Annotated in this window: 19 protein-coding genes and 1 pseudogene; all 20 read left to right on the top strand. The window is 39.8% G+C overall.

The window, feature by feature from the left end; translation table 11 throughout:
- The first annotated feature begins 828 nt into the window (after positions 1–828).
- The 20 genes and pseudogenes from rpoN to smpB all read left to right on the top strand — a co-directional run bounded on the left by rpoN (position 829) and on the right by smpB (position 25,090).
- Entirely contained in the window at positions 829–2,193 is a 1,365-nt protein-coding gene (gene rpoN / locus BM057_RS05665; protein WP_092092085.1) for an RNA polymerase factor sigma-54, read from the top strand.
- 190 nt (positions 2,194–2,383) lie between these two features.
- Positions 2,384–2,980: an ATP-dependent Clp endopeptidase proteolytic subunit ClpP gene (clpP, locus tag BM057_RS05660; RefSeq protein ID WP_047389993.1), complete on the top strand. Its 597-nt coding sequence runs from the start codon at positions 2,384–2,386 to the stop codon at positions 2,978–2,980.
- Positions 2,981–3,713: 733 nt separating this feature from the next.
- The gene (locus tag BM057_RS05650; protein ID WP_047389994.1) at positions 3,714–4,244 is read left to right on the top strand and encodes a thioredoxin domain-containing protein; all 531 of its coding nucleotides are present in this window, start codon (positions 3,714–3,716) and stop codon (positions 4,242–4,244) included.
- Between the two features lie 251 nt (positions 4,245–4,495).
- Positions 4,496–5,524 carry a sugar-binding transcriptional regulator gene (locus BM057_RS05645; protein ID WP_047389995.1) on the top strand — a complete coding sequence of 343 codons (1,029 nt, stop codon included), beginning with the start codon at positions 4,496–4,498 and terminating at the stop codon, positions 5,522–5,524.
- A 52-nt stretch (positions 5,525–5,576) separates the two neighbouring features.
- Positions 5,577–6,578, top strand: coding sequence for a type I glyceraldehyde-3-phosphate dehydrogenase (gap, locus tag BM057_RS05640; protein WP_092092083.1), 1,002 nt, complete (start codon positions 5,577–5,579; stop codon positions 6,576–6,578).
- Between the two features lie 155 nt (positions 6,579–6,733).
- Positions 6,734–7,921, top strand: a complete 1,188-nt coding sequence (locus BM057_RS05635; protein ID WP_092092081.1) for a phosphoglycerate kinase — start codon at positions 6,734–6,736, stop codon at positions 7,919–7,921.
- A gap of 70 nt (positions 7,922–7,991) precedes the next feature.
- A complete protein-coding gene (tpiA, locus tag BM057_RS05630) occupies positions 7,992–8,747 on the top strand; it encodes a triose-phosphate isomerase (protein ID WP_047389998.1) in 756 nt (251 codons plus the stop codon).
- Positions 8,747–10,276 carry a 2,3-bisphosphoglycerate-independent phosphoglycerate mutase gene (gpmI, locus tag BM057_RS05625; RefSeq protein WP_092092079.1) on the top strand — a complete coding sequence of 510 codons (1,530 nt, stop codon included), beginning with the start codon at positions 8,747–8,749 and terminating at the stop codon, positions 10,274–10,276. The genes tpiA and gpmI overlap by 1 nt, the downstream gene beginning before the upstream one ends.
- 432 nt (positions 10,277–10,708) lie before the next feature.
- Positions 10,709–12,007, top strand: coding sequence for a phosphopyruvate hydratase (gene eno / locus BM057_RS05620; protein ID WP_047390000.1), 1,299 nt, complete (start codon positions 10,709–10,711; stop codon positions 12,005–12,007).
- Positions 12,008–12,433: 426 nt separating this feature from the next.
- Positions 12,434–12,878 (top strand): annotated as a pseudogene (locus BM057_RS11935) (DUF2441 domain-containing protein).
- A gap of 77 nt (positions 12,879–12,955) precedes the next feature.
- Complete coding sequence (locus tag BM057_RS11930) at positions 12,956–13,195, top strand: P-loop NTPase family protein (RefSeq protein ID WP_245741824.1); 240 nt, start codon at positions 12,956–12,958, stop codon at positions 13,193–13,195.
- Positions 13,196–13,639: 444 nt separating this feature from the next.
- Positions 13,640–15,892 carry an RNA polymerase recycling motor HelD gene (helD, locus tag BM057_RS05600; RefSeq protein WP_092092072.1) on the top strand — a complete coding sequence of 751 codons (2,253 nt, stop codon included), beginning with the start codon at positions 13,640–13,642 and terminating at the stop codon, positions 15,890–15,892.
- A 90-nt stretch (positions 15,893–15,982) separates the two neighbouring features.
- Entirely contained in the window at positions 15,983–16,909 is a 927-nt protein-coding gene (locus BM057_RS05595) for an AbiH family protein (protein ID WP_092092070.1), read from the top strand.
- A gap of 488 nt (positions 16,910–17,397) precedes the next feature.
- Complete coding sequence (gene serC / locus BM057_RS05590) at positions 17,398–18,486, top strand: 3-phosphoserine/phosphohydroxythreonine transaminase (protein WP_092092068.1); 1,089 nt, start codon at positions 17,398–17,400, stop codon at positions 18,484–18,486.
- Positions 18,479–19,693 (top strand): 3-phosphoglycerate dehydrogenase family protein, encoded by a 1,215-nt coding sequence (locus BM057_RS05585; protein WP_092092066.1) that lies wholly within the window; start codon positions 18,479–18,481, stop codon positions 19,691–19,693. The genes serC and BM057_RS05585 overlap by 8 nt, the downstream gene beginning before the upstream one ends.
- Positions 19,671–20,915: a DUF1015 domain-containing protein gene (locus BM057_RS05580; protein WP_092092064.1), complete on the top strand. Its 1,245-nt coding sequence runs from the start codon at positions 19,671–19,673 to the stop codon at positions 20,913–20,915. Before BM057_RS05585 ends, BM057_RS05580 begins: the two co-directional genes overlap by 23 nt.
- Positions 20,916–21,001: 86 nt before the next feature.
- On the top strand, positions 21,002–21,238 hold the full coding sequence (gene secG / locus BM057_RS05575; protein WP_047391115.1) for a preprotein translocase subunit SecG: 237 nt from the start codon (positions 21,002–21,004) through the stop codon (positions 21,236–21,238).
- A gap of 249 nt (positions 21,239–21,487) precedes the next feature.
- On the top strand, positions 21,488–22,231 hold the full coding sequence (locus tag BM057_RS05570) for an alpha/beta hydrolase (RefSeq protein ID WP_092092061.1): 744 nt from the start codon (positions 21,488–21,490) through the stop codon (positions 22,229–22,231).
- Positions 22,232–22,234: 3 nt separating this feature from the next.
- Positions 22,235–24,616 (top strand): ribonuclease R, encoded by a 2,382-nt coding sequence (gene rnr, locus BM057_RS05565; RefSeq protein ID WP_092092059.1) that lies wholly within the window; start codon positions 22,235–22,237, stop codon positions 24,614–24,616.
- 15 nt (positions 24,617–24,631) lie between these two features.
- Positions 24,632–25,090 (top strand): SsrA-binding protein SmpB, encoded by a 459-nt coding sequence (gene smpB / locus BM057_RS05560; RefSeq protein ID WP_047391108.1) that lies wholly within the window; start codon positions 24,632–24,634, stop codon positions 25,088–25,090.
- The last annotated feature ends 295 nt before the right edge of the window (positions 25,091–25,385 follow it).

The raw sequence follows: 25,385 nt of genomic DNA, 5'->3' as shown, positions 1-25,385 counted from the left end.
TTATGTCGAAATCGCCCCAATATGTCGCGTCATCACGACAACGTGGAGTGGTGTCTGGCTTTATTATAGCAAAATAAACGTGGTCCGCAATATAAAATCTATATTAATATACATCCATTTTTTACACCTGCAGTGATCAGCTGCAGGTGTTTTTTATTTTATTAATTCATTTAAACAGTTTAAATCTGGTAAGAATCTGGTATGATTGTCTAGAAAACGCTAATATATCAATAGTATTCGATTCCCTCAGGAGACATCATATACACTGCTTAAACGTCTATGACTAGGCGTTTTTATTTTGCGGTCGCACGATTATCGCAAAACTTTTATATTAAAAAGAGCAATAGCGATACCGAAACTGATTCCGAGCTGCTCGTTTCTAAGAAACACAGGGACAGAGCTTTATGAAATCAATCAAAGGTTTACAAGTAAGGAGTTGGTGTCTTTCTTTAAACAAAGCCAAGTCTTGTAATAAAAATCTGTTTAGTATATGATAGTAACTTGTAAAAAGTTTTTCAATTTCCAAGAGACGATTTTATCAAAAAAAGAACGAAAGTCTTGTTATCTATGGCTCAACGAGCAGAGCATAGTCGCAAGGCTTTTTTGATACACTTGATTAGCAGATTCATTCAAAAATGATGCGTTAAGTAAAAAATATTTCCTTTAACAGAGGTAGAGACTGCAATAGAACTTGTCTGTTAAAGAAAGGTATTGGATATGGCCTCATTTCTGATTGACAGTAAAAAGAACGTTGAAAAAACAGCGAATAAAGCCTTTACAATTGTGGTAAAATAAAAACAATAAGAAAAAGAAAAGGGGATGCAGACATTGAATTTTGAACAATCGTATACGCAACATCAAAAACAAGTTCAAAAATTAGCGATGACGCAGCAGTTGCAACAATCGATCCAGATGCTGCAAATGAACCGCGAAGATTTGACGGGCTTTTTAAAGCAAAAAGCGCTAGGGAATCCTTTGATCGAAGTAAAGGTGAAAGGTCCAGCTGAATCTGATTTTTCTGCACCGATTATTTCTAGAACAGCTTCTGAATCCTATCATCAATTTATGGACGAAAGAATGAATCGTTTACCGAATAAACCAGTTTCATTATTTGCATATGTTGTTGAACAAATTCATTTGAATATGAGAGAAACTTATTTACGTAAATTGGTTTTATGGTTAAGCGAGTTTTTGGATAAGAATGGCTACTTAACGATTTCGTTGGAGGAAGCGAGTCGCCAAGCTGGGGCAGAGCAGATTCAAATGCTGGATGCTTTGACTTTGTTGCAACAACTAGAACCAGCAGGCGTGGGCGCTAGGAATCTACAGGAATGTCTGATGCTGCAAACAGAGCGTGATGAGTATGCACCGAACATGGCTTATGTTATTTTAGAAGAAGATTTTCACGATTTTGCAAATCGCAAATGGGAAAAAATCGCTAAAAAATATGCGATTTCTTTGAAAGAAGTGCAAATCGTTTTTGATTATGTTCAACTGCTGTCGCCGCACCCTGGAGCAGCTTTTGCAAGAGAGAATGAGCAGTTTGTCCGTCCTGATTTGATCGTTAGAGAAGATCAGCATGAGCTGTCTGTCCATTCTGTCCAATCAGGGTTGCCCATTGTGACTTTCCAAAAAGAGTATTACCAACAAATGATGGCGTTGGGTGACAAAGAAGTTTCTACTTTTATGAAAGGCAAATATACAGAATATGATTGGATCCAAAAAAGTTTGGCGCAAAGAGGCGAAACGATCGCTCGTGTCGGTGCAGCAATTGTCGAAAAACAAAAAGCCTATTTTTTTAACGAGAAACGGCCTTTAAGCCCTTTGACATTAAAGGAAATCGCAGCAGAAGTAGGACTGCACGAGTCAACAGTCAGCCGAGCTGTTAATGGAAAATATTTGCAGGCCTCATTTGGCATTGTTGAGTTAAAGAACTTTTTTACTGCTGGTCTTACAAGATCCACACCAAAGACATCTGGAAAAAAAGTAGAGGATGAATTGGTTTCTGTTGAAAATGTCAAACAGGAACTGAAACAGTTGATTGACGAAGAAGACAAGAAGAAACCTTTGTCCGATCAGAAAATTGTTGATCTTTTGAAAGATAAAGGCATTCAAATCTCCAGAAGAACAGTCGCCAAGTACCGAGATAACTTGCATATTCCATCATCTTCTAAAAGAAAAAGAGTCTTTTGAACGCTTACCGCTACACTTCTTAATGAAGCGTCGCTCCTTTATTATGCAAGTTATGGCAATTTGCTTGTGGATCAAAAAAGCAGTGAAAAACATTTGACCTTTTTTGACCAAAGGAGTAAAATACTAGTTGTACCTCAAAGAAAAGAATATGTTACAATGAACTGGAACAACATCAGAGGAGGAAGTTTACATGAATTTAGTACCAACAGTTATCGAACAATCTTCACGTGGAGAACGTGCTTATGATATTTACTCTCGTTTATTAAAAGACCGGATCATTATGTTGAGCGGCGAGATCAATGACGATGTAGCAAATACCGTTATCGCTCAATTGCTTTTCTTGGAAGCACAAGACCCTGAAAAAGATATCTATCTTTATATCAATTCTCCAGGTGGAAGTGTAACAGCTGGATTTGCGATTTATGACACGATGAATTTCATCAAAGCTGATGTTCAAACGATCGCAATGGGAATGGCAGCTTCTATGGGTAGCTTCTTATTAACAGCTGGAACAAAAGGCAAACGTTATGCTTTGCCAAACGCTGAAGTGATGATCCACCAACCATTAGGCGGAGCACAAGGACAAGCAACTGAAATTGAAATTGCTGCACGCCATATCTTGAAGACACGTGAACGTTTGAATCATATCTTAGCAGACAGAACGGGTCAACCGCTAGAAGTTATTGAACGCGACACAGACCGCGACAATTATATGACTGCTCAAGATGCCATGGAATATGGATTGATTGACGGCGTAATGGAAAACAATTCTGAATTGAACAAATAAGGAAACTTTCCCATCTAGTTTGTATAGAAGAAAAGTAAAAAGTGCTTGGATAGGCAAATCACCTATCCAAGCACTTTTTTGCTTTATGAGAGCTTCTTTAATTTTTCTGTCATTAAATTCGATAGTTGCTGTTCAAGTTTCGTACTATTCTAATGAGTGTCACCCCTGTTCTAAAATAGGTGCCCAGAATACACTGAAAATCACTTTAATTAAGATTGAGTAAAAAACCACCAAACAACAAGAAAGATACTCGCTATTCCCCAGACTGTGACTCCTAATATCCACCAGATAGTTTGCGTAGCCGAATATTTCTTGCTTTTCATCTTCCTTTTAACAAAAGCAAACAAAACAAACCCAATTATGATGAAACAGACTATTGCTCAAAGCGATAAATTCACTTTTTCACCTCCTCTTTTTTGAATACTTGATTTAACCGGCTCGTCGAAGTACATTGTTTTTAGTATTCTTATTTCATCTTAACATAGAATAACACTATTCTTTTGCTGTTCTTAAAACAGCCGATCATCATTGCGATAAGCAAGGATCAAATGATCAACCAATTGTGTAGTGAAAGCAAAAATAGATAGACGTTGCATGAATTATTCATTGCTTGATGATCAATTAAACATTTGAATCGGGGTATTTCTTTGGTTTTCCTTAAACGATTCGTTTTTCATTTGGCTTTTTTCACGTTATAATAATGAAAGAGACAAAATGTGAGGAGAGATAGAGCATGGATATTTCAAATATTAAGGCAAATGAAGTCGACGCAACGCGTGGTATTCGTTACGGAGAAGAATCAGCACCGGTAAAAGTGTTAGAGTTTATCAACTTGAACTGTCCCTATTGCAAGCAATGGTATGAAGAATCCAGGGAAGTGCTGAATCGCTATGTAAATGAAGGCAAAGTACAGCGCATCATCAAATTGTTTGATAAAGAGAAACCAAGCTTGAGAAAAGGCAATGTTGTCCACCATTACATGGACTACAACAATCCAGGAAGAGCAATTGAAGAGATGGATTATTTCTTTGCGCATCAAGATGAGTGGGGCGCATTGGACGAAGCCAAAATTGGAGAATATGTAGAAGAAAAACGCGGATTGCTTTATCATCCTATAGAAGATGAAATCCAAGGCATTATCCAAGAAGCGGAAAGAGCAAATGTCGTCTTTGTCCCAACTATTTTTATTGGAGACCATATCTTTGATGAACACATGACACCTCAGGAACTGGAAGAAATAATTGAAAAAGAGCTATTGAAATAGCTTCAAACTTTCTTTCATCCCTTACTGAAAAAATGAAGCAAACTTATTGGTTGCAACTTGTCCTGCAAACTGGTACAATAAATTTTGTAAGGGATGAAAGCAGTAAAGTTTTGCTGCTAAAATGGTAAAGACAACAGGTTGTTAAAAATTGGTGTCTTCGTTCATTTTAAATCTCTTTGTTTTTTTCTTCAACGAGGGTCGCTAAACGACTTACATGGTCAGAAAACGACCAATGTAGAAAGAGGTGACTCATGCAGGAAGTGTTGTCAATATTTGAAAAGGTCATACCGGATGCGATGCAAGCTTTGAAAGAACGTCATCAGATCTTGCGGCAGATTTACTTGCTGGCGCCAGTGGGACGTCGTGTTCTTGCCGACAAGCTGAACATGACCGAAAGAAGCTTGCGGACAGAAGTTGAAGTTTTGAAAAAACAGCAGCTAATCGTATCTTCAAAATCCGGCATGCAACTTACGTCAATGGGAAAAGATGTTTTTCGTTCGTTGGATACTTTCATGGGACAGCTGCTCGGCATACGTGAAAAAGAAAAGAGATTGGCTCAACACCTTCAGATCGACCAATGTGTCATTGTTTCTGGAGATGTAGATGAACAAGATAAGGTGAAGGAAGAAATGGGCAGAGTCGTTTTAGAAACCCTAAACTTTCTATTACCCCCTGGTTTAAGTGTTGTTGCAGTGATGGGTGGCACCACCATGGCAGCTGTAGCCGGTCAATTCAACACAACGCTTTCTCATAACCGTGAATTTATTTTTGTCCCAGCCAGAGGAGGAATTGGAGAGTCTGTTGAAATTCAAGCAAACTCGATCAGTGCTCAAATGGCAAAAGCCACAGGAGGAAAAAGTCAAGTTCTGTATGTTCCAGAACAAGTAGGTAAAGGAACATACGAAATGCTGCTGCAAGAGCCAAGTGTCAGTAAGGCGTTAGATTTGATTAATTCTGCAAATTGTGTACTCTATGGTATAGGGGAAGCAATACCAATGGCAAAGCGGAGAGGTATGGATCAAGAAACCCTCCAGCTATTAAAAGAAAAAGCTGCAGTTGGCGAAGCTTTTGGCGAATTCTATGATGCAAACGGAAAAGTGATCTATAAGATTCCGCGGATCGGTTTGCAGTTCAAACAATTGGCCCAGATTCCAAATGTTATTGCGATAGCAGGCGGAGCGAAAAAAGCTGAAGCAATTGAAGTGAACATGAAAAAAGCACCATCTCAATCTTGGCTGATTACGGATGAAGGTGCAGCTAACTTGATTTTAAGAGGGTAACCCCTTTAAAATAAAAATATATTTTTGATTTTCTAAAGGAGGAAATCTAGTTATGACAGTTAAAGTAGGTATTAATGGTTTTGGACGTATTGGACGTTTAGCATTCCGTCGTATCCAAGAATTAGAAGGTATTGAAGTTGTTGCAGTCAACGACTTGACAGATCCAAAAATGTTGGTTCATTTATTAAAATATGATACAACTCAAGGCCGTTTCAATGCAGATGTAACTGTTGGCGATGACTCATTTACAGTTAACGGAAAAGAAGTTAAAGTTTTCAGCACTCCAAATCCAGATGAAATTCCTTGGAATGAAGTTGAAGCTGAAATCATCTTAGAAGCAACTGGTTTCTTCACAACTCAAGAAAAAGCTGAATTACACTTAAAAGCTGGTGCAAAACGTGTGATCATCACTGCTCCAGGATCAGGCGACATCAAAACAATCGTATATAACGTTAACCACGAAACACTTGACGGATCTGAAACAGTTATCTCAGGTGCTTCATGTACAACAAACTGCTTAGCTCCAATGGCTAAAGTATTGAACGACAAATTTGGTATCGTTGAAGGATTAATGACAACAATCCATGCTTACACTGGTGACCAAATGACATTAGACGGCCCACACAAAAAAGGCGACTTCCGTCGTGCTCGTGCTGCTGCAGAAAACATCGTGCCTAACTCAACTGGTGCTGCTAAAGCTATCGGTGAAGTTATTCCTGAAATCAAAGGTAAATTGGACGGATCTGCACAACGTGTTCCAGTTCCAGCTGGTTCATTAACTGAATTAACAACAGTATTAGAAAAGAAAGTTACTATTGAAGAAGTAGATGCAGCAATGAAAGAAGCTAGCAACGAATCTTACGGTTACACTGAAGACCCAATCGTTTCTTCAGACGTTGTAGGGATGACTTACGGTTCATTATACGATGCAACTCAAACAAAAATCATGACCGTTGGCGACCAACAATTAGTTAAAACTGTTTCTTGGTACGACAATGAAATGTCTTACACTTCTCAATTAGTACGTACTTTAGAATACTTCGCAAAACTGTAATTCGAATTTAAACAGTTTAACAACAGAAGCTATCAGAAGAACAGTACAATGATAAGCGGGGGAGCATCGCGCTTCCCCGCTTTTATTTTTGAATCAGAAACAAAAAGTTTTGCTTTATGCCCATCAACAGGCAGATCTGAAGGAGGAACAACATAGTGGCTAAAAAAGTTGTAACAGATTTAGATTTAAAAGATAAAGTTGTTTTGGAACGGGCAGATTTCAACGTTCCTATGAAAGATGGACAAATCACCAATGATAACCGTATCCAAGCTGCATTGCCAACCATTCAATACATTTTGGAACAAGGCGGAAAATTGGTACTATTTTCTCATTTAGGGAAAGTAAAAACAGAAGAAGACAAAGAAGGCAAATCTTTGCGTCCAGTCGCTGAACGTTTAAGTGAATTATTAGGCAAAGACGTGAAGTTCATACCTGAAACGCGCGGCAAAGAATTAGAAGATGCGATCGCAGCGTTGAAATCAGGTGAAGTATTGATGTTTGAAAACACACGCTTTGAAGATATTGATGGTAAAAAAGAAAGCAAGAACGATCCTGAATTAGGCAAATACTGGGCAAGTCTTGGCGATGTATTCGTGAATGACGCGTTTGGTACAGCTCACCGTTCACACGCTTCTAACGTAGGCGTAGCAGCAAACTTAGAATCAGCTGCCGGCTTCTTAATGGAAAAAGAAATCAAGTTTATTGGTGAGGCAGTGGACAATCCAAAACGTCCATTTGTTGCGATTTTAGGTGGCGCGAAAGTTAGCGACAAAATCGGCGTGATCGAAAACTTGCTTGAAAAAGCAGATAAAGTATTGATCGGCGGCGGAATGGCTTATACTTTCTATGCTGCTAAAGGCATCAGCATTGGTAAATCTTTATTAGAAGAAGACAAAGTCGATTTGGCTAAATCTTTACTTGAAAAAGCTGGAGATAAACTAGTATTGCCAGTCGACAACGTAACAGCTAAAGAATTTAGTAATGACGTACCAACTGAAGTTCATGAAAATGGTGTTCCTGAAGATCAAATGGGGCTAGATATCGGACCTAAAACGATTGAACAATTCAAAAAAGAATTGGACGGCGCTAAAACAGTTGTCTGGAACGGACCAATGGGTGTATTTGAAATGTCTAACTTTGCCAAAGGAACGATCGGTGTCTGCAAAGCTTTAGCAGAATTGGACGATGCCATCACGATCATTGGCGGTGGAGATTCAGCAGCTGCAGCTCAACAATTGGGTTATGCAGACAAATTCACCCACATTTCTACAGGCGGCGGCGCTTCGTTAGAATACTTGGAAGGTAAAGAATTACCTGGATTAGCAGCGATCTCTAATAAATAAAAAAAGCTGTTACTGTTTGCGGACAAGTTTAATTGAACTTGTCTGCTGAAAAAAGAAAGGAAGGTTTTATATGCGTAAACCAATTATTGCTGGAAACTGGAAAATGAACAAAACGGCTTCAGAAGCTCACGAATTTGTAGAAGCAGTGAAAAATAAAATTCCTTCATCTGATGTAGTGGATTCTGTCGTGGGAGCACCAGCTTTGTTCTTACAAGACCTTGTCAACTCATCAAAAGGAACTGACTTAAAGATTGCAGCTCAAAACTGCTACTTTGAAGAAGAAGGAGCTTATACAGGCGAAACAAGTCCTAAAGCTTTGAGCGATATGGGTGTTGACTATGTCATTATTGGACACTCTGAACGTCGTGAATACTTCCATGAAACAGATGAAGAAATCAACAAAAAAGCACATGCTATTTTTAGAAATGGTATGATTCCAATTCTTTGCTGCGGCGAAACTTTGGAACAACATGAAGCTGGAAAAACAAACGAATGGGTCAGCGGACAAGTTAAAGCTGGCTTGGAAGGATTAACTGAAGGACAAGTAAGCGAGATCGTGATCGCTTATGAACCTATTTGGGCAATCGGAACTGGTAAAACAGCAACAAGCGAAGAAGCAAATGAAACCATTTCAGTTATTCGCGAAACAGTTGCAAAAGCAGTTTCTCAAGATGCAGCAGATGCTGTACGTATTCAATACGGCGGTAGTGTAAAACCAGCAAATATTGCTGAATTAATGGCACAATCTGATATCGACGGTGCTTTAGTCGGTGGCGCAAGTTTAGAACCTGATTCATTCTTAGCATTATTGGAGGCAAATAAATAATGAGTAATAAACCAGTAGCTATCATCATTCTTGATGGATTCGGCTGGAGAGAAGAAACGACAGGAAACGCTGTTGCACAATCCAAAAAACCTAACTTTAACCGTTACATGGAAACTTTTCCTCATGCAACTTTAAAAGCTTCTGGTTTAGATGTTGGACTTCCAGATGGACAAATGGGCAATTCTGAAGTAGGGCATACGAATATTGGTGCTGGACGGATTGTTTACCAAAGTCTGACTCGAATCGATAAAGCAATCGAAGAAGGCGAATTTCAACAAAATGAAGCTTTAGCAAGCGCAATGGATCAAGTTGTTGACAACGATTCAAATCTGCATTTGTTTGGACTAGTTTCAGACGGAGGCGTTCACAGTCATATCAATCACTTGGTCTCTCTTATCGCAACTGCGAAAAATAGAGGCGTAAAAAATGTTTATATCCATGCTTTCACAGATGGACGCGATGTGGCACCAGATTCTGGTCTTGGTTACATTGAGCAATTAGAAAAAGCATTGTCTCAAATGAACATGGGAGAAATTGCTACTGTTTCAGGTCGTTTCTATGCAATGGACCGTGACAAACGTTGGCAGCGTGTAGAAAAAGCTTATAATGCCATTTTCCATGGCGAAGGCAATAAAGCCGCTTCAGCTATTGAAGCTGTTAAACAAAGCTACGCTGATGACAAGATGGATGAATTCATCGTGCCGACAGTGATTGAAAAAGATGGTAAACCAGTCGCTACTGTTCAAGATAATGATGCAATCATTTTCTTCAACTTCCGACCAGACCGTGCTATCCAATTATCAAATGCTGTTACAGACGAAGAGTGGGAACACTTTGACCGTGGCGAACGTCCACACAATGTCAAGTTGGTCACTATGACCCTTTACAACCCAAGCATTGATGCAGAAGTTGCTTTCCCACCAATCGAATTGAAAAACGTTTTAGGTGAAGTATTATCAAATGAAGGCTTGTCACAACTGCGGATTGCAGAAACTGAAAAATATCCGCACGTAACGTTCTTTATGAATGGTGGACGTAATGAAGAATTCGACGGTGAAAACCGGATCTTGATTCCATCTCCAAAAGTCGAAACATACGACTTGAAACCAGAAATGAGTGCTTACGAAGTAGGAGAAGCTTTAGTTGCTGACATCAAAGCAGGTAAAAATGACGCCATCATTTTAAACTTCGCAAACCCAGACATGGTTGGACATTCTGGTAAACTAGAACCAACGATCAAAGCCATTGAAGCTGTGGATGAAAATCTAGGAAATGTTGTAGATGCGATCCTTGAAAAAGGTGGATATGCTATCATCTTTGCAGACCATGGGAACTCAGATACTATGATCACACCAACTGGTGAACCGCATACTGCACATACAACAGTGCCAGTACCTGTTATCGTAACGAAAAAAGACGTTACATTACGTACAGATGGCCGTTTGGCAGATATCGCACCAACTATGCTAGACCTACTAGGAGTCAAAAAACCAGCCGAAATGACAGGACAAAGCCTCATCCAAAAATAAAGGATGCGGAGCGACCCCGAAAGAGAACGAGCACTAATGCAGGAACAACGCAAGCAACCCAGCGAAGCGGTTGTGCGGATGTTACAAATTAGGCGGAGATCTCTGGGGAACGCAGCTCAACTCCAAGGATGCGGAGCGACCCCGAAAGAGTCACAGCAAAAACAGGTTGAGGAGAAGGCTTGAAAAGCAAAGCCGTATGGAAGCACTGTTGCCGTTCCGGCAAAGTATATCCTGTCTCTAAGCGATTATAATCGAAAGAGCCATGACAATATGAAGAAGGCTAAGACAAAAACTTTGCTAACTTCTTCTCAATCCTAACAAAACGATGATAAATAGGGATTTTTATTGCAAAAACGATGGAAATTAACTAAACTAAACTTGGGCAAAAGTTCGAGCGTCCAAAGTGATTTATATCTAAAGGAGAGAAAAAATATGCCATTTATTACAGATGTTTTAGCTCGCGAAGTATTAGACTCACGCGGTAACCCAACGATTGAAGTTGAAGTTTACACAGAAAGCGGTGCGTTTGGTCGCGGTATGGTTCCATCAGGAGCTTCAACAGGTGAACACGAAGCAATCGAATTACGCGACGGAGACAAATCTCGTTACGGCGGAAAAGGTGTTTTGAAAGCTGTAGATAACGTAAACAACTTAATCTCAGAAGCTATTCTTGGATTTGATGTACGTGATCAATTAGCAATCGACCGTACAATGATTGAATTAGACGGTACACCAAACAAAGCTAAATTAGGAGCTAACGCTATCTTAGGTGTTTCTATTGCTGTTGCTCGTGCAGCTGCAGATTACTTGGATATTCCTTTGTACCAATATCTTGGCGGATTCAATACTAAATTGTTGCCAACTCCAATGATGAACATCATCAACGGTGGTTCACATGCTGATAACAGTATCGACTTCCAAGAATTCATGATCATGCCAGTTGGCGCTCCAACTTTCAGAGAAGCTTTGCGTATGGGAGCTGAAGTATTCCATGCATTAGCTAGCATCTTGAAATCTAAAGGATTAGCAACTTCAGTTGGTGACGAAGGTGGATTCGCTCCAAACTTAGGTTCAAACGAAGAAGGTTTCGAAGTCATCATCGAAGCAATCGAAAAAGCTGGTTACAAACCAGGCGAAGACGTTATGCTTGCAATGGACGCTGCTTCTTCAGAATTCTATGACAAAGAAAAAGGCGTTTATGTATTAGCTGATTCAGGCGAAGGCGAAAAAACAGTTGACGAAATGATCCAAATGTACAAAGAATTGGTTGAAAAATACCCAATCATCTCAATTGAAGACGGCTTAGACGAAAACGACTGGGATGGATTCAAGAAACTAACAGACGAATTAGGTGACAAAGTACAATTAGTTGGAGACGACTTATTTGTAACAAACACTGAAATCTTGTCTAGAGGTATCGAAAACGGTGTTGCTAACTCAATCTTGATCAAAGTTAACCAAATCGGTACATTGACTGAAACATTCGATGCTATTGAAATGGCTAAAAAAGCTGGTTACACTGCAGTTGTTTCTCACCGTTCTGGTGAAACAGAAGATGCTACAATCTCTGACATCTCTGTTGCAACAAATGCTGGCCAAATCAAGACTGGTTCATTGAGCCGTACTGACCGTATCGCTAAATACAACCAATTGTTAAGAATTGAAGACCAATTAGGTGAATTAGCTGAATACCATGGTAAAGCTTCATTCTACAACTTGAAAAACAAATAATAGCAGTTTACTTGAGAGAAGAAAATTCTTCTAAAAAAGTTACCGCTGAACAGTTATCATAAACTGTTAGATGCCCTTCCTATGGAAAGTAAGATAGGAAGGGCATCTTTTTGTGCTGTTAGAACAATCTAAACATACGTTTGAAACTTGATTTCATACTTAATAGAGCATTTTTTGTCCATCACTTACGATAGAAAGCGACGGACATCCTTTAAACTGTTGGTTTGGTTTTGGAGAGGGAATGGTAAAAACAATCTTAGCATGTAAAGGGGAAGGGGAGAAAAAATGGGATTTTATCATTTGGTAACACGTAAACCTATGACGATCGGTCAAGCACATTACTTTTGAGAAAGAGGGCCGAAATAGATTATATTCTTTTTTCTAGACAATCACTTTAAGTATGATGACAAACAATCAGCCGCTGAGATGTGGCAAGCATTTCGAGAAGATGGTCATTCTATATCATCGGCAAAATTAAGGTTCTTGAGCAATGTGCAAGAACATGAATCGAGAGCGATCAGAGAAGTGATAACGAAAATGGTTGCATTAGAATACTTTCCAATATATCCTTCAAGATTTAAGTGCTTATGCGGCACAACAGAGTTAAAAGATTTTTATCAATGGAAAGAGGTATTTGAATCTTGATAGGGAAGTTCTGCAAATTGTGAAATTGGAATCAGAAGGACCTTATTTTCAAGGCGATGCTGAATTGTTGCCTTCTCCACGCAATGTTACTTTTGTAGAAAAAATGGAGCAAGCAAAAAAACATTGGCGTCATCCCAATCGTCAAGGTGTTTCTGAAGTGTTGATGGGTGGCGTGATTGAAGTAGTCGATATTCTTGAAGACTTTCAAACAAAGCTTTTAAATTAGGATCAAAAACTATACTGTTACTTGCCGAAAAGTTTGGTTTAACTAGCGAGACCGTTTCTAACCTTTAAGGAGCTGCGATGGAATCTACATTCATTATTATACGTGGAAATGCTGCAAGCAGAAAAACGACTGCTGCAAAATTATTACATGAACGATTAGGCGGTGGAAATGCTCTGCTCATTTCTCAAGATGTTGTCAGAAGAGAAATGTTAGGCGTTAAAGATACAAAAGAAAACTTAGCCATAAATCTAATAAAGAATATCGCTATATATGGCAAGGGATGTTGTCTTTACGTGATTCTGGAGGGGATTTTTTAAGACTGCCATTTACAATGAGCTGTTTACAGAACTTTATGATTTATTTGAGCATCACGTTTTTGCTTACTATTTTGATATTTCTTTTCAGGAAACATTGTTTAGGCATAAAAAAAGAGAAAAGTCTCAAGAATTTGGGGAAGAAGCAATGAAGAGATGGTGGATAGAAAAAGACCTTCTCAATCGTTCTGGAGAATACCTTTTTACTAAGGATCAATCAGAAAAAGAAATTGTATCAAAAATCTTAAATGACATTGGTTAAAAATACGCAACTTAAAATGTTGCTTTTTCCATTGATAGAGAAACCTGCTGTACATTAACTGTATGGAGAAAGATGTTCAGTTGAAACTTTGCGATAAAGTGGTAAACTACTAGGAGGAAATTCCGCTATTTTTAGTAGGATAAAAAAAGGAATAGATCAAACAGCCTTTTTGAGGAGGAAAATGATTGGAACAGCCAGAAAAATTTGCTGAACAAAAACGTGTAGACGAAACAGTCAAAAAAATCACGATAGAGCGAGAAAGACTTCTTTCATCCTTAAAAAAGACTACCGCTCAGTTAAATGAGGTTTTAAGAGAAAATGGTCAACTGAATGTTGGCGGCGACAGTTTTGATGAAATAGTAGAATCGAATATATCATTAAGAGAGCAAGAACAACGATTGCAAATCAAAGATTTCCAACGAAGCAAAGAGGAAAAAAGAGCCTTTGTTCTTCATCAAATGGCAGATAGCCCTTACTTTGGTCGCATTGATGTTTGGGATAAAGAATTGGAAGAAAACTTTTCTGTTTACTTAGGCTTAAGCTCGTTTGCTGAAAGCGGCCAGCATATCGTCTATGATTGGCGAGCACCGATCGCTTCTCTCTATTATGAAGGAAAGCTAGGTGATAATAGCTATCAGACGATGGATGGAGCAGTAGCAGTCAATGTACAACTGAAACGACAATTTATCATTAAACAGGCAGTGATCGAAACAATGGCAGATACGACGGAAGTGATAGGCGATGAAGTCTTGCTCAAAGTGCTGGAATCTAACAGCGACAGCCATATGAAATCGATTGTTTCAACGATCCAACAGGAACAAAATGCGATCATTCGTGATGAAAAAAGTCCAGTATTGTTTGTTCAAGGTGTAGCAGGAAGCGGTAAGACCTCAGCCATTATGCAGCGAATGGCTTATGTATTATACACACATCGTCACCATCTATCGTCGAAAGATATCCTGATGTATTCACCCAACCATTTGTTCAGTGAATACATTTCTCAAGTGCTGCCTTCTTTAGGAGAGGAAGATATCCAACGGTTAGAGTTTTATCAGTTCTTGAAACCTTATTTGCCGGAATTTACCATTCAAAGAGAGCGCAAAAGCAATGCGATCACTGCTTTTAAAGAAAGTTTGTCCTTTTATAAGCTATTTGAAGATTATGTACAATCTTTGGCTGAAAAGGGTCTTCAATTCTTTCCTTACCGGCTAAATGAAGAAACGATATTAAGCAAAAAAGACCTGCGTAACCTGTTTAAAAAGACAAATAAAGAATTGCCTTTACATGGACAAATTCTTGAACTTCAACATAAACTCTTACAAAAAATCAAACGATTAAAAGAAAAAGAGAAGCGGTCAGAATCGATCGAGAAAGAGATCGAAACCATGGCGCTTGATGTTCTTCAAGAAATGGAAGGAAATGGAAAACTGCTTGACGAAGAAAATGGAGATACTATTCGAGCAGAACTGGCACAACACTTAGTCGATAAACACTATGCGAAAGCAGAAAAAAGAACCCAACAACTTGGTTTTTTGAACATCAAGTTGCAATATCTTCACTTCTTAACAGTTGTTCCTCAGTTGATAAACTTAGCTGAATGGGGGATCGAAGTCCAAGAATGGGAAGAACATCTTGAGCAAGTCCATCATGAATTGAAACAAAAAAATATTCAGCTTTGCGATGGCGTAGCTTATTATGCTTTGAAACGCAACATGCTGAACGATGATCATCACACAGCTTATAGGTATATCTTTATCGATGAAGTTCAAGACTATACGTCGGCTCAAGTGGCGTTGATTCATGATATGTATCCACGGGCCAAATATACCTTATCTGGGGATTTGAATCAGCTGATTTACGGCAATACTTCAGTTGTGGACAATATTCATCAGCTGTTCCCTGAACAAGTGACGGACGTTTATTTGAAGACCAGTTACCGATCATCACGCGAAATCACACAATTTGCGAACCACATTTTAAAAGATGCTTCTGGCATCGAGGCTTATGGACGTTCAGGTGCACGACCAGCAATAGGTCAATATAAGAACCAATCAGAGATATTCCAAGCTTTGCTTTCAGATATACGACAACATCCAAAAGAGGAAAAAAAAGCTATTATTTGTAAAAACCAGGAAGAATGCCAGCAAGTTTACCAAGCGCTTCATACTGAAACGGCGATTGAATGGATCCAAAAAGATAAAGGACGCCTGGATCGTGACTTAGTCTTACTTCCAGTCTCATTAGCTAAAGGATTGGAATTTGATGCGGTCTATTGTTTAGATGCGAACCAAGACCAATACCATACGGATGAGGATCGCAATATTCTTTATACGATTTGTACGAGAGCCATGCATCGGCTAACGATCTTAGCTACGAATGAGTTAAGTTCATTCTTTTCATCCATTCCAGCCGAACAATTGCAAATGTTGAACAAATAAAGCTTATCAGGTGCGTTGAAAAACAGAAAAGTCTAAAATGGAAGTAACAGCTCTTGAAATCAGTGGACAATAGAGGAATGAAGGGGAAAAATGGAAATGATCATTTTAGGAAATGGATTTGACCGTAATCATGATGATTTTCCATCCAGTTACCGTCATTATCGCGACTTTTTAAATCAACGACCAGACTATCGCCATTTGATCAAGATTATGGAACGCTATATTCCAATTTTACTAAGCAAACAAACAGAACAGCAATTTATTTGGGCAAATTTTGAGGAAGCACTTGGAGAAATGGATTTTAAGTTTTTAATGGAAGAGCTATTTTCAATGTATGCAGTAGAGTATGAAGAAAAAACAGCAGCTGATTTTTCTGAGCGAGAATTACAGGTAGAGCTTTCCAAGTTTACAAAGGACTTAATACAGAGTTTCGTACAATGGATCCAGTTCATTGAGAAGAAAGTCGATACCTTAGCGGCTAAAGATTTTCCAATGATCCATAACCGCAATTTATTTTTGACGTTCAATTATACAAAACTATTGGAAAAAATCTATGGTATCCATGCTCAACGCATTTGTCACATCCATGGTACAATCGAAAATCCCAAAAGTGTTGTTTTCGGCCATCGAAACCGAGAACAAGTGGATAAAGCAATAGCCAACAGCAAAACGAGCCGCTATCTCTATTCAAGACAGCTGGAGCAAATGGCGCAACATTTTTATCGTGATACTTATAAAAACTGTGAAAAGCAAATTGAAAAAAATCTTGATTTTTTTCGTCAAATCAATGCCGCTCAAATCGAAACGGTCTATGTTATCGGGCAATCTTTGAACCCGCTTGATGGGCTTTATTTTGAATATCTCCTTTCATTGCTGCCAAGCCATTCTTTATGGAAGATCTATATTTATTATGATCATGAAGCTGAAAAACGCCAAGAAAAAAAGCGGATCCGGCAATATTTTTTAAAGCGCGGGGTAGAAAGCAAGCGGATCAGTTTTATAGACTACCCAAATTGAATAGCGATGAGCGCGAGATTGCTCAATAGAGAAAAACTGCCAAGACATGTAGAAAAGTTGACATGTTCTGGCAGTTTTTTACATGGTTAAGATTCGGGCAACAATCTGTCTATGGAATAAGCAAATATGCAGTTTTTTAGTGCCTGTTTTTCCTTTTATTTAGCAGGCGTGATATAGATGAATGTAAACAAAAAAAGCAAAAGAGGAAAAGGGAACAAAAGCTCACTGCGCTCGCTTTATTGTAAACTATCAAAACTTGTTCACAGAGCTTTCTTCTGTGACCAAGTCGAGTCGTAAACTGCTGCAACTCGTTCACAGCCTCGTCTCCTGTGACCAAGTCGAGTCGTAAACTGCTGCAACTCGTTCACAGCCCTATCACCTGTGACCAAGTGGGCGGCTTTCTATCTCTCATCGCAGATGGTACAATGAAGATGAAAAATGAAAATTTAATGATAAAAGGTAAGTTGAAGAATCAGGGAGGAAGCAAAATGCAAGAGATATATAATTTTTCAGCGGGGCCTGCAGTGATGCCGAAGCCAGTCCTTAAACAAATCCAAAATGAAATGATGTCTTATCGCGGTAGTGGGCAATCAGTGCTGGAGATGAGTCATCGCTCTTCCTTGTTTCAAGAAATCATCAAAAAGGCTGAGGAAACACTGCGCGCATTGATGCAGATTCCAGATGAATATGATGTTTTATTTTTGCAAGGCGGAGCAAGTCTGCAATTCACAATGGTTCCATTAAATTTGGGCATAAAAAAAGCTGGCTATATCCATACGGGGATTTGGGCAAAAAAAGCTATTCAGGAAGCTGAAAAGCTGGCTGATTTAGAAGTAGCTGTTTTAGCTTCTTCTGCTGCAAAGAACTTCACTTATATTCCTGAAATAACATCTGTACCACAATACCTTGATTACGTTCATTTGACGACCAATAATACAATCGAAGGGACAGCTTTTTACACCTTGCCAAAGACAGGAGATGTACCGTTAGTCGGGGATCTCTCTTCGAACATTTTATCTTTTGACTATGATGTAAAAGACTTCGGGCTGATCTATGCAGGGGCTCAAAAAAATATGGGACCTGCTGGAATGACGGTCGTGATCGTACGCAAAGACTTGTTGGGCAAGAAGAAGGGATTGCCTGCGATGATCGACTACAAACTGCAAGCGGAAAATGACTCAATGTATAATACACCTCCGACTTTTGCCATTTATGCTGCTGGTTTGGTTTTTGACTGGTTAAAAAAACAAGGCGGGATCAAAGAGATGGAACAACGCAGTCGGCAAAAAGCTCAGTTGCTGTATGAAACACTCGATGCTTCGTCATTATTCTACTCATCAGTTGCGAAAAAAGACCGCTCATTGACGACCATTCCTTTTATGACCGGAAACTCCGACTTAGATGACCAATTTATCAAAGAAGCGGAAAAAGTTGGGTTGGTCAATCTAAAGGGGCATCGATCAGTAGGCGGCATGCGAGCCAGTCTTTATAATGCCTTTCCATTGACTGGGGTAGAAACATTAACGGCTTTTATGCAGGACTTTGAGCAGCAGAATGGGGGAAATCGAGATGTTTAATATCAACAGCTATAATGAAATCGCCGCAGAAGGGTTAGAGCTATTTGAAAAAGAACAGTATGCTTTGGATGTAACGGATGATCCAGATGGAATCTTGTTGCGAAGTGCAGATTTGCATGGAACAGTCCTGCCGCTTCAATTAAAAGGCATTGCTCGTGCTGGAGCAGGAACCAATAACATTCCTTTAAAAGAATGCTCCGAACGAGGGATCGTTGTATTTAACACACCGGGTGCCAACGCCAATGCAGTAAAAGAATTAGTACTGGCCAGTTTGCTTTTGGCAGCGCGCCCGATATTGGAAGGCGCCATGTGGGCAAAAACGTTAAAAGGTCCAGATGCTGTACAAAAAGCGGAAGCGGAAAAAAAGCGGTTTGTCGGCAGTGAATTGGCAGGAAAGCGGCTTGGGGTGATTGGACTCGGTTCGATCGGCGCAATGGTCGCCAACGATGCTTATCGGCTAGGCATGGAAGTGAGAGGATATGATCCTTATCTTTCTGTAGATACTGCCTGGAAAATCTCAAGACACGTTATTCGGGTAGAATCGATCGAAGAAGTACTTGAAACTTGTGATTATATCACTGTTCATGTTCCTTTGATGCCTGAAACCGCCAAAATGATCGATGCTGAAAGTATTCAACGGATCAAGAAAAATGCTGTACTGTTGAACTTTTCAAGAGGTGGTCTAGTCGACATCGAGGCAGTCGTTGAAGCTTTAGAAGAAAGACGGTTGGCTCAGTACATGACTGACTTTGTAGATGAAAGGTTGTTAGGTATAGAAGGGGCTGTGGTTTTACCGCATCTAGGAGCTGCGACTGCTGAAGCAGAAACAAATTGCAGTGTAATGGCTGCTGAAACATTGAAGTATTTTCTAGAAACAGGCAATATTCGGCATTCTGTCAATTTCCCTCATGTTGAAATGGCGTTTCGTTCCCCGATCCGGTTAGCGATCGCCAATCGAAATGTCACGAATAGAATCGGGCAAATGTCTGCTATTCTGGCTGAACAAGGGATCAATATCGTGAATATTCTTAACCGCAGTAAAGGAGACTATGCCTATACCTTGATCGATATAGATGAGATCGATGCAGACCAATTAGGACACATCGCAAATAAAGTTCGACAACTAGAGGGCATATTGAGTGTTCGTGTCATTCGACCCTTAAACAGAAAGGAGGGAATTGCTCATGGTTCAGATCAATCCGTTTAAAGCAATCCGGCCAAAAGCAGAATTAGCTGGCAAGATCGCCTCATTACCATACGATGTTTTAACTTCAACTGAAGCAGCAGAGTTAGCCAAATATAATCCTTATTCCTTTTTACACATTGATAAAGCAGAAATCGATCTGCCACCTGAGACAGCACCGGATGACGATAGGGTTTATCAAAAGGCAGCCGATCATCTAAAACGTTTTTTAGAAAATCGTTGGCTGATTCAAGACCATCAAGAATCCCTTTATTTATATGAGTTGACCTGTGAAAACAACAGTCAATTGGGGTTGGCAGCTTGTACAACCATTGAAGATATGCTCGATGGTAAAGTCAAAAAACATGAGTATACCCGTGAAGAAAAAGAACGAGATCGCATGCGCCATATAGATGCAACAGATGCGCAAACTAGTCCAATTTTTCTGACATACCGAAAAAATGAGCACATTTACTCATTAATGAAAGATTGGACAGAAACCCATTCACCTATTTATGACTTTACCAGCTTCTATAAGGTCACACATCGCATGTGGGTGATGGACGACCCGGATGTGATGCAAGAAATAATCGCAGCCTTTCAAACGATAGATCATCTGTATATTGCGGACGGGCATCATCGTGCAGCTTCGGCAGTCAACATTGCCTTATCTCGCAAACAAGCTTTCCCAAACTTGTCTAAAGAAGCTGAGTCTCAAAAGATTTTGTCTGTGATGTTTCCTCAAACAGAATTGGCTATATTAGATTATAACCGAGTATTGAAGGTAGATATCCCTAGTGACTTTTTTGAACAGCTTGCGCCTACATTTTCGATCGAACCTGTGGATAAAGCTTTTAAGCCAAACCAAAAAGGGATGTTGGGCTTGTATTTGAAGGGACAATGGTATGCCTTAAAGGTCAAATCCGAAAAAAGAGCAACCGATCCGATTGCTGGTTTAGATGTTTCGATCGTACAAGAAGAGGTGTTGAAACCCATTTTTGCGATCCGAGATGTCCGAAAAGATCCAAGAATTGATTTTGTCGGCGGGATCGAAGGCTTAAAAGGGTTGACAGACAAAGTGGATAGTGGCGAATACACGATTGCTTTTGCTATGTATCCGCCTACGATGGAAGAACTATTAGCAGCAGCAGACAGCGGAAAAATGATGCCGCCTAAATCAACTTGGTTTGAACCAAAGTTATTGAGCGGGCTGCTGATCCATGATTTAGAAACACCTGAACAGTAGCGGGAAATCACAATCTTTTCTAGTAATTTGACTGAATTTATGTTAGAGTTAACTGCAGAAGAAAAATGAGACAGGAGGCAATAAAATTGTATAATGCACTTTTAATTGCTGAGTTGGTCGTGTCCGTATTGTTGATCATCATCGTTGCGATGCAGCCGACTAAAACAAACAGTGCTTCAACTGCTTTAACAGGCGGAGCTGAACAATTATTCGGAAACCAAAAGAAACGTGGATTTGAAGCTGTCTTACAACGGATCACCGTTGTACTAGGAACAATTTTCGTTGTGCTGGCATTGGCATTAGCTTATTTATCTGCACATTAACAGAAAATGGATAAACTGTCTGGAACTTTCCAGGCAGTTTTTTTGGTTGAATAACAAAAAGTTAGTGTAATATATACCGAAAAGTCTATTTAAAGCAGCGAAACGCTCGAAGTGAACAGCTCCAGAGTAGAATCTTTGGACTGTGACAGCAAAAAAAGTATCATGGATAGTAGAGGGTTTCTTTTTTAATAGGCAAGTCAGGTTTTTTCAAGTAAAATAGAAGTATCAGTTAGATCAGGAGGCTTTTAAATGTCGAATAACACATTCTTTTTTGAAAATGGCTCGAAAGCAGTCATTTTATTACACGCTTACTCAAGTGGTCCTAATGATGTTCGAATGCTGGGCAGAGCGTTAGAAAAAGAAAACTATACCGTATTAGCACCTGTTTTTGCAGGTCACGGGACGAAAGATCCAGAAAATGTACTGGAAGTTTCAGTGGAAGACTGGATTCAAAATGCTAAGGAAGCTCTTTTATTCCTAAAAGAAAAAGGTTATCAAGACATTGCCGTGTTCGGCTTGTCTTTAGGCGGTGTGATCGCTATCAAGACGTTGATTGATGAAGAAGTGGTCGCTGGAGGAACATTCAGTTCACCTTTGATCCCATCAGATATAAACAATGTTCGTACAGAATTTTTAAGATTTATGAAACAAGAAAAATTAAAAATAGGCGTTTCCGAAAGCGACTATGAGCAGTATTTGCCGGTATTAGAACAAAAATTGGATCAGCAAATGGCTGAGATCCAAGGTTTGGTCAAAACGATGATGCCGCACTATAGTGAAATCAGAAAGCCTATCTTTATTGGTCAAGGCAGTGATGATGAGCTGATCGACAGTGCAACTGCTTATGATTGGGCAGATGCACTCACGAATACGACTGTTGATTTTCATTGGTATGAAGGTGCGCCGCATGTGATCACAGTTGGTAAGAGTCACAAAGCGCTAGCGCAAGACGTCATTCGGTTTCTATCAAAACTGCAATGGAATGGAGGTTGAATAATGGCAAAAGAACAAAGACTAAAAGATGCGATTCTTGTCTTTATGACAGACAGTTCAAAAACGTCATTTGAAGTAAAAGACATCAGTGAAGGATTGAACCTGACAGGAGCTGATGATTTTAAATTATTGGTACAAACATTAGCTGCAATGGAACGAGAAGGCCTTGTTTTCCTAACAAAAGGTGGAAAACTTAAAATACCGCATAAAGACCCCGTGTTGGCAGGAATTTTTCGGGCCAGTGACAGAGGGTTTGGGTTCGTCTCTATAGAGGATGAAGAACAAGACATTTATATCCCGCCTAATAGCACCAACTTTGCACTAGAAGGAGATAGGGTGTCAGTAGATGTCACTAAACCAGGCGAGCCATGGCATGATAAAGGGCCTGAAGGAAGAATCCAAGCCATCTTAGAGCGGAACTTCACTCAAATCGTTGGGGAATTTTGGGCCTATGATGATGCTGGAATAGAAGAGACCGGCTTATACGGTTATGTTGAGCCGAGCGATAAAAAAGTAGCTGATCTGCGCGTCTTTATTAAAGCTGAAGGGATCAAACCTGTTGACGGCTCTATTGTTATCGTAGAAATCACTCATTATCCAGATATTGAATTTCCAAGAAGCATGCAAGGTCTTGTAACCAAAGTAATTGGGCATAAAAACGATCCAGGCGTTGATATCCTGACGATCGTTTATGATCATGGCATTCCGACAGAGTTTCCAAAAGAAGTATTGAAACAAGCGGAGCAAACGCCTGATAAAATCACAGAAAAAGATTTGCAAGGCCGAACAGATTTGCGAGACGAAACCATCATCACGATCGATGGAGCGGACGCTAAAGACTTAGATGATGCCATAACGGTTCGCCAATTAGATAACGGCAATTTTTATTTAGGCGTGCACATTGCGGATGTCTCGTATTATGTAACAGAAAATAGTGCGATGGATCGGGAAGCATTTGACAGAGGGACGAGTGTGTATTTAACCGACCGTGTCATTCCTATGCTGCCGCAGCGTTTATCAAACGGCATCTGTTCCTTGCATCCAAATGTCGATCGGTTGACGATGAGTTGCGAAATGGAGATCGATGGCAGCGGAAATGTTGTGAAGCACCATATCTTTCCGAGTGTGATCCGTTCTTATCGGAGAATGACGTATACCGAAGTCAATCAAATATTGATGGATAAAGATCCTGAAGTACGCGAGCAGCATGCAGACTTAGTTGATATGTTTGAACTAATGGCTTCATTGCACAAGATTTTGGAAAACAAACGTATTCGACGCGGAGCGGTTGACTTTGATACAAAAGAAGCGAGTATTTTAGTAGATGAAGAAGGTCATCCGACTGATATCGTGATGCGAGAACGCGGAGTAGGCGAGCGCTTGATCGAATCCTTCATGTTAGCAGCCAACGAAACAGTTTCAGAGCATTATGCGCATTTGCAAGTACCTTTGATCTATCGGATCCATGAAAAGCCGGATAGTGAAAAAATGCAAAGCTTTATGGAATTTATCACAGCTTTTGGTATCGTAATGAAAGGAACAAGCGAAACAGTATCGCCGAAGCAATTGCAAAAAGTCACGAACCAAGTAAAAGGAAAACCGGAAGAATCGGTTATTTCAACGATGTTGCTGAGAAGTATGAAGCAAGCTCGTTACGATACGGAACCGATTGGCCACTATGGCTTAGGAGCAGAATATTACTCACACTTTACTTCTCCAATCAGACGTTATCCTGACTTGATGCTTCATCGCTTGATTCGTTCTTACGAGCAGAATGGTACCGGCAAGAACATGAAAGATAAATGGTCAGGTATCTTGCCAGAAGTTGCTGAACACAGTTCTAAAATGGAACGTCGTGCAGTTGAAGCGGAACGAGATACAGATGCATTGAAGAAAACGGAGTATATGGAAGACAAAGTGGGAGAAATTTTTGATGGCGTCGTAAGCTCGGTCGTAAAATTTGGATTGTTTATAGAGCTGCCGAATACTGTAGAGGGCTTAGTCCACATCTCCAACATGAATGATGATTACTATCACTTTATGCCGGAACGTTTGTTGGTGATCGGTGAAAGAACGGGGAACATGTATCGAATTGGTCAACCTGTAAAAGTACGTTTGACAAAAGCAGATACAGATACTAGAGAGATCGATTTTGAATTGCTTCCAGATCCTCACCAAGAAAAAGCAAGTAAAGGTCAGATGCCTGATCGACAAGCTAAACACCAGGGTCGTAGAAAAGGACAAAAAAATGGTGACCGCAATCAACATCATGAGCATAAAAACAAATCAAAAAACAACAGAAAAAATACAAAAAGTAAACACAAAAAAGGCAAACCCTTCTACCAAGATGTAGCAAAGAAGAAAGGGAAAAAGAAACGAAAATAAGGGAGGGATAAAAGAATGCCAAAAGGAACAGGCAAACTGATTGCACAAAATCGTAAGGCCAGACATGATTACACGATCTTGGAAACTTTTGAGGCAGGCATAGTTTTACAAGGAACTGAGATCAAATCGATTCGTGCAGGGCGGATCAACTTGAAAGACGGTTATGCAACCATTCGTAATGGAGAATTATATTTGCAAAATGTTCATATCAGCCCATATGAACAAGGAAACCAATTCAACCATGATCCAGTAAGAACAAGAAAACTGTTGCTGCATAAAAAACAGATCATGAAACTCGTCGGCGAACTCAAAACAAGCGGAAACACACTTGTTCCGCTAAAAGTTTATATCAAAGACGGCTACGCCAAAGTTTTGATCGGCCTAGCCAAAGGGAAAAAATCCTACGACAAACGAGAAACCCTAAAACGAAAAGCCCAACAAAGAGAAATCGACCGCGCCATAAAAGCCAGATAAAAACAGGATGTGAAGAAAGCTCGAAAGAAAGTGAGCACCAGCGCAATCTTGACGCAAGCGTCCCAACGGAGTGGACGTGCGGACAAGATAAGCTGGGCACAACTTTCTAGCTTTCGCAGCTCAACTAAAAGGATGTGAAGCGAGGTTGATAGAGGCGACGGGAAAATGAAAAAGCGCGATACAGAGCATCCTGCGCATGTGAGCGACTTTAGAATTTTACCCGAGACTCTACCTCGCGCAACTCAACTAAAAGGATGTGAAGCGAGGTTGATAGAGGCGACGGGAAAATGAAAAA

Origin of the sequence: Pisciglobus halotolerans (assembly GCF_900113675.1) — a bacterium.
Taxonomy (GTDB): domain Bacteria; phylum Bacillota; class Bacilli; order Lactobacillales; family Carnobacteriaceae; genus Pisciglobus; species Pisciglobus halotolerans.
The sequence above is the reverse complement of the archived record's forward strand: the minus strand, read 5'-3'. Positions and strand labels throughout refer to the sequence as shown.